At 63.9% G+C, this 15,133-nt stretch carries 13 protein-coding genes; 6 read left to right on the top strand and 7 right to left on the bottom strand.

Annotated features, from left to right (window positions below; all coding sequences use genetic code 11):
* Nucleotides 1-313 precede the first annotated feature (313 nt).
* The 3 genes from QM672_RS24120 to QM672_RS24110 all read left to right on the top strand — a co-directional run bounded on the left by QM672_RS24120 (nucleotide 314) and on the right by QM672_RS24110 (nucleotide 5,435).
* Nucleotides 314-1,594, top strand: coding sequence for a sugar transferase (locus QM672_RS24120; RefSeq protein ID WP_415085661.1), 1,281 nt, complete (start codon nucleotides 314-316; stop codon nucleotides 1,592-1,594).
* 21 nt (nucleotides 1,595-1,615) lie between these two features.
* On the top strand, nucleotides 1,616-2,860 hold the full coding sequence (locus QM672_RS24115; RefSeq protein WP_415085659.1) for a glycosyltransferase family 4 protein: 1,245 nt from the start codon (nucleotides 1,616-1,618) through the stop codon (nucleotides 2,858-2,860).
* A gap of 208 nt (nucleotides 2,861-3,068) precedes the next feature.
* Entirely contained in the window at nucleotides 3,069-5,435 is a 2,367-nt protein-coding gene (locus QM672_RS24110) for a glucose/quinate/shikimate family membrane-bound PQQ-dependent dehydrogenase (protein WP_415085657.1), read from the top strand.
* A 30-nt stretch (nucleotides 5,436-5,465) separates the two neighbouring features.
* Here QM672_RS24110 and QM672_RS24105 read toward each other — a convergent pair whose 3' ends face one another.
* The 7 genes from QM672_RS24105 to QM672_RS24075 form a co-directional block, all read right to left on the bottom strand.
* Nucleotides 5,466-6,653, bottom strand: coding sequence for a serine hydrolase domain-containing protein (locus tag QM672_RS24105; RefSeq protein ID WP_415085655.1), 1,188 nt, complete (start codon nucleotides 6,651-6,653; stop codon nucleotides 5,466-5,468).
* A gap of 14 nt (nucleotides 6,654-6,667) precedes the next feature.
* Nucleotides 6,668-7,390 carry a glutamine ABC transporter ATP-binding protein GlnQ gene (gene glnQ, locus QM672_RS24100; RefSeq protein ID WP_415085685.1) on the bottom strand — a complete coding sequence of 241 codons (723 nt, stop codon included), beginning with the start codon at nucleotides 7,388-7,390 and terminating at the stop codon, nucleotides 6,668-6,670.
* 2 nt (nucleotides 7,391-7,392) lie between these two features.
* Nucleotides 7,393-8,049: a glutamine ABC transporter permease GlnP gene (gene glnP, locus QM672_RS24095; protein ID WP_311936622.1), complete on the bottom strand. Its 657-nt coding sequence runs from the start codon at nucleotides 8,047-8,049 to the stop codon at nucleotides 7,393-7,395.
* 114 nt (nucleotides 8,050-8,163) lie between these two features.
* On the bottom strand, nucleotides 8,164-8,916 hold the full coding sequence (locus QM672_RS24090) for a transporter substrate-binding domain-containing protein (protein WP_415085652.1): 753 nt from the start codon (nucleotides 8,914-8,916) through the stop codon (nucleotides 8,164-8,166).
* 65 nt (nucleotides 8,917-8,981) lie between these two features.
* Complete coding sequence (locus QM672_RS24085; RefSeq protein ID WP_415085650.1) at nucleotides 8,982-9,869, bottom strand: PhzF family phenazine biosynthesis protein; 888 nt, start codon at nucleotides 9,867-9,869, stop codon at nucleotides 8,982-8,984.
* 78 nt (nucleotides 9,870-9,947) lie between these two features.
* Nucleotides 9,948-10,823 carry a helix-turn-helix domain-containing protein gene (locus QM672_RS24080; RefSeq protein ID WP_367624640.1) on the bottom strand — a complete coding sequence of 292 codons (876 nt, stop codon included), beginning with the start codon at nucleotides 10,821-10,823 and terminating at the stop codon, nucleotides 9,948-9,950.
* Between the two features lie 248 nt (nucleotides 10,824-11,071).
* Nucleotides 11,072-12,091 (bottom strand): 1-aminocyclopropane-1-carboxylate deaminase, encoded by a 1,020-nt coding sequence (locus tag QM672_RS24075; RefSeq protein WP_311936614.1) that lies wholly within the window; start codon nucleotides 12,089-12,091, stop codon nucleotides 11,072-11,074.
* A 137-nt stretch (nucleotides 12,092-12,228) separates the two neighbouring features.
* On the opposite strand from QM672_RS24075, the gene QM672_RS24070 reads away from it, so the two are divergent.
* The 3 genes from QM672_RS24070 to QM672_RS24060 all read left to right on the top strand — a co-directional run bounded on the left by QM672_RS24070 (nucleotide 12,229) and on the right by QM672_RS24060 (nucleotide 15,111).
* Nucleotides 12,229-12,705 (top strand): Lrp/AsnC ligand binding domain-containing protein, encoded by a 477-nt coding sequence (locus QM672_RS24070; RefSeq protein ID WP_367624639.1) that lies wholly within the window; start codon nucleotides 12,229-12,231, stop codon nucleotides 12,703-12,705.
* A 210-nt stretch (nucleotides 12,706-12,915) separates the two neighbouring features.
* Entirely contained in the window at nucleotides 12,916-14,319 is a 1,404-nt protein-coding gene (locus tag QM672_RS24065; protein WP_415085647.1) for a rhamnulokinase, read from the top strand.
* Nucleotides 14,320-14,355: 36 nt separating this feature from the next.
* Complete coding sequence (locus tag QM672_RS24060) at nucleotides 14,356-15,111, top strand: DeoR/GlpR family DNA-binding transcription regulator (protein ID WP_415085645.1); 756 nt, start codon at nucleotides 14,356-14,358, stop codon at nucleotides 15,109-15,111.
* Nucleotides 15,112-15,133 lie beyond the last annotated feature (22 nt).

The raw sequence follows: 15,133 nt of genomic DNA, 5'->3' as shown, positions 1-15,133 counted from the left end.
ACCCTGTTTACGGGTTGGCAGCTTGACGTTGCTACAGTCATATTTATTCTGGGCTTGTAAGGAGCGTTGAATGCGGTCCCGAATCCCGACGTCATATAGTCCGCGTAAATTACGTCTGTCACTTTTCGACGTATTGTGGGTGATTGCCGCACCGATATTGACGCTGGCGTTGCGGGATATTGACCTCCTTGCCTGGCCGAATGTGCCATTCGACCTTCCGGGCCCCTATCTTTTTGTTTTTGTTACGATCGCATTTGCAATCCCGGCCTTGCTCATCTGTCGTGCCGGGGATGCCGTCCGGAACACGTTTTCGGTGCCGGACCTCTATGCGATCGGCGCGGTGATTGCATTGACCATCAGCGCCAGCGGCCTGGTGCTTTTCGTGCTCACGCGACTCGATGGCATCCCGCGCTCGACCCCGATCATCTACTCGCTCGTCCTGGGCGCTGGCCTGGTGGGTGGGCGGGCCTTCTCGAGGCTCGTTTCCCATGAGCGCGCCAGGGTCAGTGCCAAGCGCAACATCACCGATCTTCGCAAGGTCATCCTGATCGGCACGGATCAGTTCGCCTGGCTCGTGATCAAGCTCATCGAGAGCCAGGCGCCGGTCACCACGCAGATCATGTCCGTCCTCGACGAGGGACCGTCGGCGACGGGACGCTCGCTCAACGGTGTGCGCGTAGCCGGGCGCGTGGGCGATCTCGGACGCATCGTCGACGAATATGCCCTGCATGGCGTGACCATTGATGCGGTGTGGCTGTCCATGGAGCCCGGCCAGTTGGAGACAGCCAGCCTCCGGTTCGTCACGGAAGAGTGTGGTCGCCGCGGCATCGCGCTCAAGAGCGTGGCACAGGCGCTGGAGCTCATGCCCAAAGGCACTGCGGGGATACCGGCCTTGCCCATGCTGGCGGCCCGGGATGCGCAGGCACAGCCTGCGGCCGTGTTACGGCGCTATTTCGGCGTGAAGCGTGCCATCGACATCGTGGCCTCGATTGTCCTCATGCTGCTGCTGGCGCCCGTCTGGCTGCTGGTCGCCACGCTCGTATTGTTCGACGTCGGACGCCCCCTGCATTTCTGGCAGCAGCGGGCGGGACGGGGAGGCCGGCATTTCTTCATCTACAAGTTCCGGACCTATCACGCTCCCTACGACGCCAAGGGGCATGTGGTTCCCGGGCCCGAGCGTCTGTCGCCGATCGGGCGGTTCATCCGGAAGATGCGGCTCGACGAGATTCCGCAATTGTTGAACGTCATTACGGGTGAAATGTCGCTGATCGGCCCGCGTCCGCTTCTGCCGGCGGACCAGCCGGCCAATCCCGGGCTCCGCCTTGCCGTGCGGCCCGGCATCAGCGGCTGGGCCCAGGTCAATGGCGGCAATCTCGTCACTAGCGAGGAGAAGGACGCCCTCGACGAGTATTACATCGACAATGCATCCCTCGCCCTGGACCTGAAGATTGCCGTCATGACCGTGATCTTCGTATTGGGTGGCGAACGGAGGGGAAGTGCTGCGCTCAATCGCGCCATGGCCGCGCGCAGGGGCAGAAAAGCTCTGGCGCGGAGCTTGGCGGAACAACACTCCCCCCCGACCTATCGACGTTGACCGGAACGGCAGCGCCCCCGCATGGCTCCGAAACAGCGCCGCGTTTTTCTGGTCAACCGCTATTTCCATCCGGACACGTCCGCGACCAGCCAGATCGCGTCGGATCTGGCGGGCTTCCTTGCCGAACAGGGCTGGGAGGTGATCGCCCTCACCGGTGCCGGCCGTTATGACGAACCCACCCGCAGGCTGGATCCCGAGGCGGTCCTGCCCGGTGTTGCGATCCACCGCGTCGGTCCGGTGACGGAGGCGAGCTCATCGCTCTTCCGGCGCGCCGGCGTTGCGCTCGCCGTTCACGCGGCCCTGGCCGTCGAGGTCTGGCGGCGCGCGCGGGCCGGCGATATCGTCGTGGTCAAGACCGATCCGCCATTGCTGAGTGTCTCCCTCTTGCCTGTCGTCCTGGCGCGGCGCCTCAGGCAGGTCAACTGGCTGCAGGATGTCTATCCGGAAGTTGCGGCAGAGCTCGGCCTGAAGGCCGGCAAGGGGTTGCTGGGAGGTATCCTGCGCAGGCTGCGGAACGCCAGCCTTCGCCATGCTGTCATGAACGTGTCGGTCGGCGAGAGGATGAAGGCGAAGATCACCGGATTTGGCGTGCCGGCTGCCCAGGTCACGGCGATCTCCAACTGGTGTGATGACCGCAGCATCGTGCCGGCTGGCGGGGAGCCCAGTCGGTTGCGCCGTGACTGGGGACTGCAGGACAAGTTCGTGATCGGCTATTCGGGCAATCTCGGCCGGGCGCATGAGATCGACACACTCATCGGTGCCGCCCGCCTGCTGCGGGACGAGCCCGGGATCGCCTTCCTGTTCATCGGAAATGGCTATCTGACCCCTTGCCTCAAGCGGGCCGTCGCCGAGCATGGGCTGGGAGCGATGTTTTACTTCCAGCCCTATCAGGATGCCGGCGCATTGCCGCAGTCCCTGACGGTACCGGATATTCACTGGCTGTCGCTCAATCCGCGCCTGGAAGGCCTGATCGTGCCGAGCAAGTTCTACGGTATCGCCGCGGCCGGAAAGCCGATGATTGCGGTCATGGCGCCGGACGGCGAGATTTCCGACCTGGTCCGCCGCTCCGACTGTGGGGCCGTCATCGTTCCCGGCGACAGCGCGGGCTTCGCGGCGACCGTCCGCCAATGGCGCGGCCGGCCTGATCTCCTGGCGGAGAAAGGGCGCAACGCGCGCGCCCTGATTGAGAGTGGGCTTGACCGGCGTTCCAGCCTGCACGCCTGGCAGACGCTGTTGCTGTCGGTCGCGGGGCCGCCGAAAAGCTAGGTCGCAGCCATGGATGCGTGGCGCGGTGCCGTCGCTCCACTCATTCAAATTGCGGGCTGCGGTAGCTTTTTGCCAACCTGAGCAGGCAAGGTGAAATACCCCCGCCGCGGGCTGTTGCCTCCCCCGTCCAGGCCTGCTAGTCCTTTTGCAAGGGGATACGACATCTTTCGCTGAACTGGATGGCTCAATGCACCAGCGTCGTGGCCTTATGCTTACCATTACTTGGGTTGTCTTTGCGATAATCGGCCTGGCCCTCGGTGGCGGGGGGATCTGGCTGCTGATGCTGGGGGGATCCCCTTACTATGTCGTCGCCGGGCTTCTGATGCTGGTGACGGCCTTCCTGCTCGCCAGGCGTCATTCCTCCGCCCTCGTCGTCTATGCCGTGCTCCTGCTCGGCACGCTCATCTGGGCCGTGTGGGAATCCGGTTTCGATTTCTGGCTGCTGGCACCGCGCGGCGACATCCTCGCACCGCTCGGCCTATGGCTGCTGCTGCCCTTCGTCACCCGTCCCTTGCGTTCCCCCGCAACCGGCGAGTTGAGCCTGGCGGCCCGCATGCCGCTCATCGTCGCGCTGCTCGCCTGCGCCGGCGTCCTCGGCTATTCGCTCACCCAGGACCCGCAGAGCTTTGCCGGCAACCTGCCGCCGGTCGCTTCGCCGGCCCCTGTCGCAGCCGATGGGGCAAACCTGCCCGACGGCGACTGGCCGTCCTATGGACGCACCCAGTTCGGCAATCGCTATTCGCCGCTCGCCCAGATCACGCCGCAGAACGTGTCCCAATTGAAGGTGGCCTGGACCTTCCGGACCGGCGATCTCAAGGGTCCCAACGATCCGGGCGAACTGACCAACCAGGTCACGCCGATCAAGATCAAGGACACGCTCTATCTATGTTCGCCCCATCAGATCCTGTTCGCGCTCGACGCGAACACGGGCAAGCAGAAATGGAAGTTCGATCCGAAGATCGCCTATGACAAGACCTACCAGCACATGACCTGCCGCGGGGTCTCCTATCTCGAGACCAAGGCCGATGCCCGGACCTCCGATGGCAATCCCCCGCCGGCCGAGTGTCCGACGCGGATTTTCCTGCCGACCAATGACGGCAGGCTGTTCGCGGTGGATGCCCAGACGGGCACGCCCTGCGCGCAATTCGGCAAGGGCGGGTCGATCGACCTGATGGAGGGCATGGGGGTCTCCCAGCGTGGTTTCTACTACGTGACCTCCCCGCCCGTGGTGACCGACAAGATCGTGATGGTCACCGGCTCGGTGATCGACAATTATTCGGCCACCGTGCCTTCAGGCGTGTTCCGCGGCTTCGACGTGCATACCGGCAAGCTGGTCTGGGCCTTCGACGCCGGCAATGAGGATCCCAACCAGATGCCGTCGGCGACGCATAAATTCGTCGACGCCTCGCCCAATTCCTGGATCGTGTCGTCCTACGATCCGAAGTTGAACCTGGTCTACATCCCGACCGGCGTGCAGACCCCCGACATCTGGGGCGGCAATCGCACGCCTGCCAGTGAACGCTACGCCTCCTCCATCGTCGCCCTCAACGCCGATACCGGCAAGCTCGCCTGGTCCTACCAGACCGTCCATCACGACCTCTGGGACATGGACGTGCCGGCCCAGCCCAGCCTCGTCGACCTCGCCAGGCCCGACGGCAGCGTGGTGCCCGCCCTCTATGCGCCGACCAAGACCGGCAACATCTTCGTGCTCGACAGGCGGGACGGCAAACCGATCGTACCCGCCCCCGAAAAGCCGGTGCCGCAGGGCGCCGCCCCGGGCGACCGGGTCTCGCCGACGCAGCCCTTCTCCGAGCTCACCTTCCGGCCGGAAAAGAAGCTGACCGATGCGGATATGTGGGGCGCGACCATGTTCGACCAGCTCGCCTGCCGGATCATCTTCAAGCGCTTGCGCTATGAAGGGACCTTCACGCCGCCTTCGCTACAGGGAACGCTGGTCTTCCCCGGCAATCTGGGCACCTTCGAATGGGGCGGCATCGCCGTCGACCCGGTACGGCAGGTCGCGATCGCCAACCCGATCTACCTGCCCTTCGTGTCCAAGCTGATCCCGCGCGGCCCCAACAACCCGGCAACGCCAAATGCCAGCCTGCCCTCGGGAACCGAGCAGGGCGTGCAGCCCCAGTTCGGCGTTCCCTTCGGCGTGACGATCAATCCGTTGCTGTCACCGGTCGGCTTTCCCTGCAAGCAGCCGTCCTGGGGCTTCATCGCCGGCATCGACCTGAAGACCAACAAGATCATCTGGATGCACCGCAACGGCACCATCCGCGACGTCTCGCCGATCCCGCTGCCCTTGAAGATCGGCATGCCCGGGCTCGGCGGTCCCATCGTCACGGGCGGCGGCGTCGCCTTCATGACCTATACGATGGACAATTATATCCGCGCCTATGACGTGACCACCGGCAACCAGCTGTGGGAGGACCGCCTGCCGGCCGGCGGGCAGTCCACGCCGATGAGCTACGAGATCGGTGGCAAGCAATATGTCGTCACCATGGCCGGTGGCCATGGCTCGTTCGGCACCACGATGGGGGATTACCTGGTCGCCTACAGCCTGCCGTAGCGCCGATCGGATCCTGAAGCTGCCGGGCTCTCAAATGATCTTCGCGATCGCGTCGAACAGCGCAAGATTGAGATCCTTGGCGTCGTCGACCACGGCCTCGGGCTGGGACGAGACCTTGGCGACGACCATTTCGGCTTGCGGGTCGACATAGAGCCACTGGCCGTGAATGCCGAGGGCGAAGAAGGCGCCGTTGCCGGTGCCGGTCTGGTACCATTTGTTGCGATAGCGCCCTTGCGGCAGCCATGCCGCGGAGGTGCCTTCGGCCCAGGCCCTGGAGGAGCCGCCGATAGTGGTGTCGGTGACCCATTCCTGCGAGACGATCCGGCGTCCATTGGCCATGCCACCCTGGCGCATCATCTCGCCGATGCGGGCGAGATCGCGCGGTGTCATGTTGATGCCGCCGCCGGTGCGCGGCGTACCGGCCCTGTCGACCGTCACATAGGCGTCCTGCCGGGCCCCGAGCGGCTGGAACAGGCGCTCTGATGCGAGGTCCGGAAAGCGCTGTCCCGAGGCGCCCTGGATGATCAGGCCGAGGACGTCGGAATTGGGCGAGGCATAGTGATAGGGGCCACCGTGGGGAGCCTTGCCCTTCTTCAATCCGGCAATGAACTCAACGACCGTTTCGATCTTGTCGTCGGGGTCTGGCGGGTCCAGGAGACCGGCACGCCGATAGCGGGCATAGGGACCGCGCGGGTCGTGGTAGATCTCCTCGAAATCCAGGCTCACCCTCATGTCAAGGACGTCCCTGACGCGCGCATCGCCATAGGCCGAGGCTTTGAGGGCCGGCACATAGCGCGATACCAGCTCGTCGAAATCGAGCAGCCCGTCGTCGCGGAGGATCCCCGCGATGATCGAGGTGACGGATTTGCTGGTCGAGAACAGGATATGCCGGCTCTGCAGCGTAAAATTCGGGGCGTGGAAGTCTGCAATGATGCGGCCGGACTTCATGACGACCATGGCGTCGGCGCAAGTCTTGCGGAGGAGTTCGGCCACCGTGACAGGCCGCCCTTCGAGCCTCACTGTCTCGTCCAACAGGTCCCTCGCATCGACGACCGGCTCCTCCGCCAGGCCGGGCGTGGCTGCGATCCGAGCTGTCGGAATGAGTTCGCAGACATGGCGAAACGCCCAGACGTTCCAGGGCGCCGCGCGCCAGTTGCCGAGCCGGACCGCGTCCCTGGCGAAACCCCACGCCGCCTCGAACGCCGATGGATAGGTCATCAGGGGATACTCCGTCAGTCGATATGCTTGAGGAAATCGGCAAAGCGCTCGCTTGGCGGATCCGACAGCAGGTCCGCGGGCTTGCCATCGTGGACGAGTTGGCCGCCATCCATGAAGAGCAGACGTGAGCCGACACGCTTGGCAAATCCCATCTCGTGGGTCACGACGACCATGGTCATGCCTTCGAGCGCCAATGTCTGCATGACCTTCAGAACCTCCTGGCGCAGTTCCGGATCGAGCGCGGATGTCGGTTCGTCGAAGAGCATCAGCTTGGGCCCGACGGCCAGGGAGCGGGCGATGGCGACGCGCTGCTGCTGGCCGCCGGAAAGCTGCGAGGGGTAGTGGTCCATGCGTTCGCCGAGGCCCACCTTCTGCAACAGGGCGGCGGCGATGTCGCGCGCCTCCGCCTTGCTCTTGCCGCGCGCTCGGATCGGGCCGAACATCACGTTCTGAAGGGCGGTGAGATGCGGGAACAGGTTGAACTGCTGGAAGACCATGCCGGCCTCGAGCCGGATGCGCCGCACATCGCGCGACGTGCCGGGGACGCTGATGCCATCGACCAGGAGGGTGCCTTCACTCACCCTTTCCAGCACGTTGATGCAGCGGAGCATGGTCGACTTGCCGGACCCGGATGGGCCGATCACGACGGCAACCTCGCCGGGATCGATGGCAAGATCGATTGATTTCAGAACGCGATGGCTGCCGAACTGCTTCGAGACCTTGGAGAATTCGACCAGGCTCATGGCAAGCGCGCCGCCCGTTCGACAAACCGCAGGCTGACGGCGAGAATGCTGATGACGATCAGATAGATCACGGCCACCGCCGTCCAGATCTCCACGGCACGAAAGTTGCCGGACATGATCTCCTGCCCGCGCCTGGTCAATTCCCCGACACCGATGACGAGAAAAATCGAGGTGTCCTTGACCACCGAGACGAGCTGATTGCCCATGGCGGGAAGAGCGCGCCTGACAGCTATGGGGGAGATGACATGGACGAGCACCTTGCGAAAACTCAACCCCATGGCGAGGCCGGCCTCGCGCAGGCCCGCCGGAACGCTCTCGAGCGCGCCGCGAACGATCTCGGCATTGTAGGCACCGGAATTGATGATCAAGGTCAGAATCCCCGCGCTGGCGGCGCTGATGCGGACATCGATGAGGATGGGCAGCGCGAAATAGATGAACATCACCTGCACGGTGATCGGCGTGCCGCGGATCAGGGCGACATAGAGCTGAGCCGGAACCTGCGCCAGCCACCCTCCATAGGTGAGCAGGGCGCCGGTGATGGCCCCGACAACCACGCCGCCGGCCAGGCCGGCCAGAGCGATCAGCATGGTTACCTCGAGGCCTTGCAGCAGCTCGGGTAGAGCGTCGAAGACGGCCGTCCAGTCAAAAGTCATCAGGGGTCCCGTCGATGGTTGACCACATGACAAGTGGGCTAGGCGAGATGACAAGTGGGCTAGGCGAGCCTCGGCTGTGATTGCGCCTCGGCTCTCGATGGCTTGCCGCCGAGCTCACGCCGGGTCCTGTCCAAACCATTTTTCGCGAATGGCCTTGAGCCGCCCGTCGGCCTTCATCGCCGCCAGCGCCGCATTCGCCGGCATCACGAGCGGGCTGCCCTTCCTGAAGCCGATACCGACATCACGGCCTTCGAGGGTCGGGCGTATGACCCGGACTTTGCCCTTGCCCGTGTTGTTGGCGTAGTACATCAGGGCCGGCGTGTCATAGATGACCGCGTCGGTACGCCCGGCCTGAAGCGCCAGCAAGGCGTTGTTGATGCTCGGCAACTGGTCGAGCGTCGCGCCCTTGATGTGGTCCTTGATGTAGTCGACGGCGATGGTTCCGGTCTCGGTGCCGATCGCCTTGCCGGCCAGGTCGCCGGGCGTGTTGATGGTGGTGTTGCTGGCGCTCGTCACCGCCACCAGCCCGCTCTGGTAATAGGGGGCCGAAAAATCGATGACTTTCTGCCGCTCGGGTTTGATGAACAGCTGCGAGACAATCGCATCGATATTGCCCGTCTGCAGGGCAGGGATGAGGGCGCCGAAGTCCATCGGCTGCACGCGCCATTTGCGGTTCAGGGCCTTGGCGACTTCGGCGAACATCTCCATGTCGAAGCCGGAATAGTGATCGCCATCCCTGTAGGCGAAGGGTGGGCTGCCGACATTGGAGCCGACGATGAGCTCGGCTTCGTCGGCCCTTGCCGGGCCAGCGAGAATTGTGGCGGGCACCGCCAGAAGGCCGAGCTGGAGAATCTGTCTGCGATCCATTTTTTTCCCCTTTGTTATGGCAGGCATCAGAGCGCTGGTGCCTGTGTGATCGGGCCTGTTGCCTGTCAGGACCTGGCTCGGTCACGCCCTTCCAGGCGGACGGTCCCTCCCAGCCAGCAGCCGGCAGGGCGCCCATGGCCGAGTTGAAAACGCACCAGGATTTCCGAGGGGCGCCGCATTGCCCGTCCCTGGCGGATGGTTATCGGGCGCTCTGATGCTTCCACCATGGCGTTCGCGAGCAGGCCGAAGGACAGGGCCGATGCGGCAATGCCGGTGGCTGCGTCCTCGGGATAGCCGGATGCCTTGGGGAACTGGCGAGCCTCGACGATCTGGGCGTCCCCATCGAGCACCGCGTAGGGATAGAGGCCGGTCGAGCCGATCCGGTCGCATAGGTCCTCGATCCTGGCGAAATCGGGGCTCAACCCGTTCAGGGTCTCGGCGCTCTTCAGGGGAACGAGCGTCTTGACCCGGCTGGTCGACGCGTTCTGGATCGGTCTTGGTGCGAGATCGCCCGATCCCACCCCGAGAACCTCGAGGATGCCGGCGGTATCGCCATCGCCGAGCGTTTCGACCGTGCCGACCGGCTGCGAGATTTCGACAGCCGCACCGCGTTCGGTTCGTTCCCGAATTCTCGCCGCAACGCGGCCGCTCTTGGTCCAGATCGCAAGCTCGTTACCCGGCAGCCGTCTCAGCCGATCCAGCAGCCACAAGGCGCCGACGGTCACATGTCCGCACATCGACATTTCGTGGTTGGGCACCCAGAAGCGGAGTTCGAAATCGCAATTCGAGGCGGGCGGTGGCGGAAGAACGAAGCCGCTTTCATAGCCGGAGGAACGTGCAACCTGCTGCATGTCCGCATCGGACATTCCAGCGGCATCGATCACGATCGGTGCCGGATTGCCTCCATTGGGGCCCGCCGCAAACACACTGACTATCTCAACGTCCGAACCCATTGCCAACCTGCCTGTCGCGCAGAATTTACGGCGTGCAGGCTATCGCGGCGGTCCTCGCTCCGCGCGTCCGAACGGGCCTTAGATTTTGATCGACCGGGCCAGGCTCTTGCGGATGTCGGAAGGGGATCGGCCCTCGGCGCGCCGCATGGCATGGGCAAGCGCCGCTCCGCTCTCGAAACCCACCCGGAAGGCGATCTCGCCGACCGGCAGGTCGGTTCCGGTAAGGAGTTCGCATGCCGTCCGCAGACGGATCCGCAATTGGAACTCGCCCACCGAGAAGCCGGTGCCTTCGCGGAACAGGCGCGTGACGTGGCGCCTCGAGACGCCGAAGCGATCCGCCAGGGCGTCGAGCGGAACCTGCTCGTCGGCATGAAGCGCCAGATAATGCTTGAGATCCTCGACCAGCGCCATGCCGTGTTCGTAGCGTGAGGCAGCAGGCGCGATCTCCCCTGCCATGACTTCGGCGATGCATTGCACGAGCAGGGCGGATGTCAGCGCCTGCCTGACCTTGCCATCGCCGTAGGCGCCCTGGCCATTTCGAAGCGATAGCGCCTGCAAGGCTTTCACGGCGGAGGTGCGGTGAACCAGGATCGTGGTGCGCGTGCGCCGGTGAAACTCGCTGAGCGAGCCCGCTTCCCGGTCGAGCCGGCTGAGCGTGGCACCCGTCACATAGATGGCAAGGTGACGATGAGCGCCGATGGCCGCCCTCGTTTCATGCGCCTGGTTCGGGGGCACCACCGCAAACCGGTCCTGCGACAGCCAGGCCCCCTCGCGGCGGCCTTCGTGCTTGAGTTCGACGGTCCCCTGGCTGGGCAGGATGAACATCAGACAATCGTGCCAATGCCAGGGCATGGCATAGCTGCCGCTACCTGCCACCGCCGCATGCTCGTCGTCGGCGGCTATGAGCAGATCGGACCTTGCCGTGTCGCGCAATTGCTCGAATGACCGCAGCATCCTTGATCTCTGATCCCTTCCTTCGCACAGAGTAACAGCGGTAGGTGGGAACCGGCAATGCAACTCTGTGTGCCCGTAGCCAGTCAGCCCACGCAAGGGCTGCGCATCGGTGTCTTCGCGTCAGGCGTGGCCGCTGCTACCGCCCGCAGAGCGCCAATGCGGCATGCGCTGGGCGGGGGCGGACCTTTTTCGGATCCGCCCCCTCGGCCACCCGCTTGCCGGACAGGCGCGGGAACGCACGATCCCTGTCAGCCTTCGCGATAGTAATAGCTGTAGCCGTTCAAGGCCGGCGCACCGCCGAGATGGGCGTAGAGCACGCGCGAGCCCTCGGGGAAGAACCCCTTGCGTGTCAGGTCGATCAGCCCCTGCATCGACTTGCCCTCATAGACCGGATCCGTGATCATCGCCTCGGTACGGGCGGCGAGGCGGATCGCCTCGTTGGTCTCGTCCGACGGCACGCCATAGGCCGGATAGGCGTAGTCCGGGTTGATGACGATCTCGTGCTCGCCGATCGTGCGGCCGAGGCCGACCAGTTCCGCGGTGTTGTCGACGATGGAGCGCACCTGCGCCCGCGTCTGTTCGAGGGTGCCCGAAGCATCGATGCCGATCACGCGATCGGCGCGCCCCTGCGCGGCAAAGCCGACGATCATGCCGCCCTGGGTCGAGCCGGTGACGACGCAGACCACGACATAGTCGAACGTGAAGCCAAGCTCAGCCTCCTGCCTGGCGACCTCCTCGGCAAAGCCGACATAGCCGAGGGCGCCGAACTTGTGCACCGACGCGCCGGCCGGGATCGGATAGGGCTTGCCGCCGGCCGCCTCGACCGACTGGATCGCATCCTGCCAGCTCTTGCGGATGCCGATATCGAAGCCGTCATCGACGAGCCGGGAATCCGCGCCCATCAGCCGGGTCATCAGGATGTTGCCGACGCGGTCATAGACGGCGTCGTAATGCGGCACCCATTTCTCCTGGATGACCACGCATTTCATGCCGATCTTGGCAGCGGTCGCCGCCACCATGCGAGTGTGGTTGGATTGAACGCCGCCGATCGACACCAGCGTGTCCGCACCCGAGGCGATGGCATCCGGCACGATATATTCAAGCTTCCTGAGCTTGTTGCCGCCCATGGCGAGGCCGGAATTGCAATCATCGCGCTTGGCATAGATCTGGACCTTGCCGCCGAGGGCCTGGGTGAGACGCGGCAGGTGCTCGATCGGGGTTGGACCGAAGGTGAGCGGATAGCGCTCGAACTTTTCAAGAAGGGACATTGGACGGGCTCCATGAGACGGAACGGAGCCTAGTCGAAAAGCTCTGGATGGTGCTTCCGAATTTGACCTTCGGCTTTCACGAGAATGAAAGCCGAACTATCATTACGACATAATATCTCTCATCAAGAAGTATAAAAATGAAAGAATCTTCCATCAGCGATCTCGATCGCATCGACATCAACATCTTACGGGCACTGCATATCGACGGCCGGTTGAGCAATGCCGATCTCGCCGCGCGCGTGAATGTCAGCCCGGCCACCTGCCACAGGCGCACGCAGCGCCTGTTCGACGAAGGTTTCATCACCGGTGTGCGTGCCGAAGTCTCTCCGACGTCCGTCGGGCTCGATGCCCTCGTGATGGTCGGTGTGGTGCTTGACCGTTCGACACCCGAGAGCTTTGCGGCCTTCGAGGGAGCAGTGCTCAAGCTCAAGGAAGTTCTGGACTGCAACCTGGTGGCGGGCGATTTCGACTATCTGCTGAAAATCCGCGTCCGCGACATGGCGGATTTCAACAAGCTGCACGGGCAGAAACTGATCGCATTGCCGGGCGTGAGGCAGACCCGCACCTTCTTCGTCATGAAACAGGTCAAGGACAATGCGCGCCTGCCATTCTGATGGCGGGGCTCCCGGTACCGCGAGAGGGCGGCGCCGTGCCGGCTCGGGATTCATGGCTCCAGAGGATGGATGCTGTACGGCACGGTCATGGGTTGCCGATCAGGCGCGTGGGGGCGTAAGGTCGCATTCGGACTTTTTTCAACAATCGGCCTGGCAAGATTTGCCCGATAATGTTGTTTGTCGAAGAAGATGAAACCGGAAGGAGTGCCGATGGCGCGCTGTCTCGTCCTCGACCTCGGAGCCGGTAGTGGTCGCGCGATGCTGGCGACGTTTGAGAATCGTCGGCTGCGGCTCGATGAAATTCACCGCTTCGACGGCTACGCGGTCGAACGGGACGATGGCCCGCATTGGTGTCTTTCGCGCCTGTTCGACGGGGTAGAGGAGAGCCTGCGCCGGTGTAGCGCCGCGGTGAGTTCGCTCGATTCCATCGGCGTGGACAGCTGGGGCCTGGATTACGCGCTGCTGGATCACGCCGGCGGCATCGTGGAAGAGCCCTGCCACTATCGCCATCCGCGTTCGCAGCGCGGGCGGGATGCCCTGCCGCTCGCCCCGGAGGAGCTCTATGCGATCTCGGGTGCGCAGGACCTGCCGGTCAATACGATCTGCCAGCTTTTCGACCAGTCGCGGCACGCCTCCGGGACGTTGGCGAGAAGCCGCAACCTCCTGATGATGGCCGATATCATCAACCATCATCTGACCGGCAGGCTGCGGTCCGAATTGACCCTGGCCCGTACATCCGGGCTCGTCGATGCCCGCACGGAGGATTGGAGCGCCGAACTCTGCCAAAGGCTCGGCCTGCCGCGGCGGTTGCTGCAGCCCATCATCCGTCCCGCCGAGGTCTATGGCAGGTTGCGCGGCGAATTTGCCGACAGGCTGGGGCCGGTTCCGGTGATCTCGGTCGCGGCCCATGACACGGCCAGCGCCGTGGCGGCTCTCGATCTTGCGGATGGCGGTGGCTTCGTGATCTGTGGATCCTGGTCACTGATCGGTCTGGAGCGGCGCGCCCCCGATCTCGACGATGCCGTGCGGGCGGCGGGATTCGGGAACGAGGGCGGTGTCGATGGCCGCACCTTCCTGATCAAGAGTTTGAACGGCCTGCATCTCATCCAGAAGCTGCGGGCCGCCTGGCAGCAGCGCGATGGCCGGCCCGTGACGTTTGCCGGGATCGCCGATCAGGTGATGGAGGCCGCCCGTCTGGACGATACGCCCGCCATCGACTCATCCGATCCGCTCTTCTTCAATCCTCCCGATATCATCGAGGCGATCCGCCGGTCCTGCGCGCGGAACGGCACCTTTCCCCCTTATGACCTCGGTGGTCTGGCGCTGGCCGTCTATAATGGCCTCGCCTCAGAAATCGGCTCTGCGGTCCGGGTGATCGAGCAGCTGACAGGCCGCGTGCTGCCGAGCCTCACCTTGTGCGGGGGCGGCGCGCAGGACGCGATTTTGTGCGACCGGATCGCAGCCTGTTCCGCAAAGGCCGTGCGCATCGGTCCAATCGAGGCGAGTTCCTGGGGTAACGCCTTGGTCCAGCTCCTTGGTCTGGGGCAGATAAAATCCTTGGAAGAAGGCCGGGCTCTGGTTGAACGATCCGTCGACATTCGCAATCTTGTCTGAAACGTTCCGATATTTGGTCAGGTGATCTGGTGATGCATGTTGGCGGCTGAGCGAAAAACCAGGATACTCGACCTTGTCACCCGTAATCGCAGCGTCATGGTGACCGCGCTCAGCCAGGAATTGGCGGTTACCGAAGAGACCATACGGCGCGATCTCAACAAGCTCGAGAAAGAGGGTCTGCTCAGCCGGACGCATGGGGGCGCGGTCGCGCTCAAAGGCGAAGCCGAAGACCTGCCTTATCGGACACGACATCTCATCAATATCGGGGCCAAGCGCCTGATCGCCCAGAAGGCATCGGCGCTGGTCAAGGATGGCGATGCGGTGATGATGGACTCATCCTCGACGGCCTATGAAACCTTGAGAGGTCTCGGCAACCGGCGAGATCTGACCCTCATCACCAATTCCGTCCGCGTCCTGTCGGACCCTAGCTTGCCTGCCTATACGATCATGTCGGTCGGCGGAGAATTGCGGCGCCGCTCGATGACCTTCGTCGGCCCGCTGGCCAGCCGGACCATCGCCCAGTTCAATGCGGATGTCGCCCTGATCAGCTGCAAGGCAATCTCGCTGGCTGGCGGCCTCATGGAGGCGAACATGGCCGATGCGGAGGTGAAGCGGGCCTTCATCGCCAGCGCACAACGGGTTTGCCTCCTCGTCGACGGCGAGAAGTTCGGCAAGACGGCCTTGATCAGCATCTGCGGCTTCGAATCCATCGATTTCGTGGTCACGGACCGGGAGCCATCAACGGAATGGCGCGACTTGTTCGAAAGGAACAAGGTGAAGCTGATCGTGTGATGGGCAAGATCGGGCAAGTTCA

Source organism: Labrys sp. (in: a-proteobacteria) (genome assembly GCF_047605565.1).
Lineage (GTDB): Bacteria > Pseudomonadota > Alphaproteobacteria > Rhizobiales > Labraceae > Labrys > Labrys neptuniae.
This window is presented reverse-complemented; position numbering and strand designations above follow the sequence as displayed.

What these genes read in the sequence shown, in the direction of transcription:
- QM672_RS24115 (WP_415085659.1), top strand. Translation starts at nt 1,616, where the DNA reads ATGGCTCCGAAACAGCGCCGCGTTTTTCTGGTCAACCGCTATTTCCAT.
- QM672_RS24110 (WP_415085657.1), top strand. Translation starts at nt 3,069, where the DNA reads ATGCTTACCATTACTTGGGTTGTCTTTGCGATAATCGGCCTGGCCCTC.
- QM672_RS24105 (WP_415085655.1), bottom strand. Translation starts at nt 6,653, where the DNA reads ATGACCTATCCATCGGCGTTCGAGGCGGCGTGGGGTTTCGCCAGGGAC.
- glnP (WP_311936622.1), bottom strand. Translation starts at nt 8,049, where the DNA reads ATGACTTTTGACTGGACGGCCGTCTTCGACGCTCTACCCGAGCTGCTG.
- QM672_RS24090 (WP_415085652.1), bottom strand. Translation starts at nt 8,916, where the DNA reads ATGGATCGCAGACAGATTCTCCAGCTCGGCCTTCTGGCGGTGCCCGCC.
- QM672_RS24085 (WP_415085650.1), bottom strand. Translation starts at nt 9,869, where the DNA reads ATGGGTTCGGACGTTGAGATAGTCAGTGTGTTTGCGGCGGGCCCCAAT.
- QM672_RS24080 (WP_367624640.1), bottom strand. Translation starts at nt 10,823, where the DNA reads ATGCTGCGGTCATTCGAGCAATTGCGCGACACGGCAAGGTCCGATCTG.
- QM672_RS24075 (WP_311936614.1), bottom strand. Translation starts at nt 12,091, where the DNA reads ATGTCCCTTCTTGAAAAGTTCGAGCGCTATCCGCTCACCTTCGGTCCA.
- QM672_RS24070 (WP_367624639.1), top strand. Translation starts at nt 12,229, where the DNA reads ATGAAAGAATCTTCCATCAGCGATCTCGATCGCATCGACATCAACATC.
- QM672_RS24065 (WP_415085647.1), top strand. Translation starts at nt 12,916, where the DNA reads ATGGCGCGCTGTCTCGTCCTCGACCTCGGAGCCGGTAGTGGTCGCGCG.
- QM672_RS24060 (WP_415085645.1), top strand. Translation starts at nt 14,356, where the DNA reads ATGTTGGCGGCTGAGCGAAAAACCAGGATACTCGACCTTGTCACCCGT.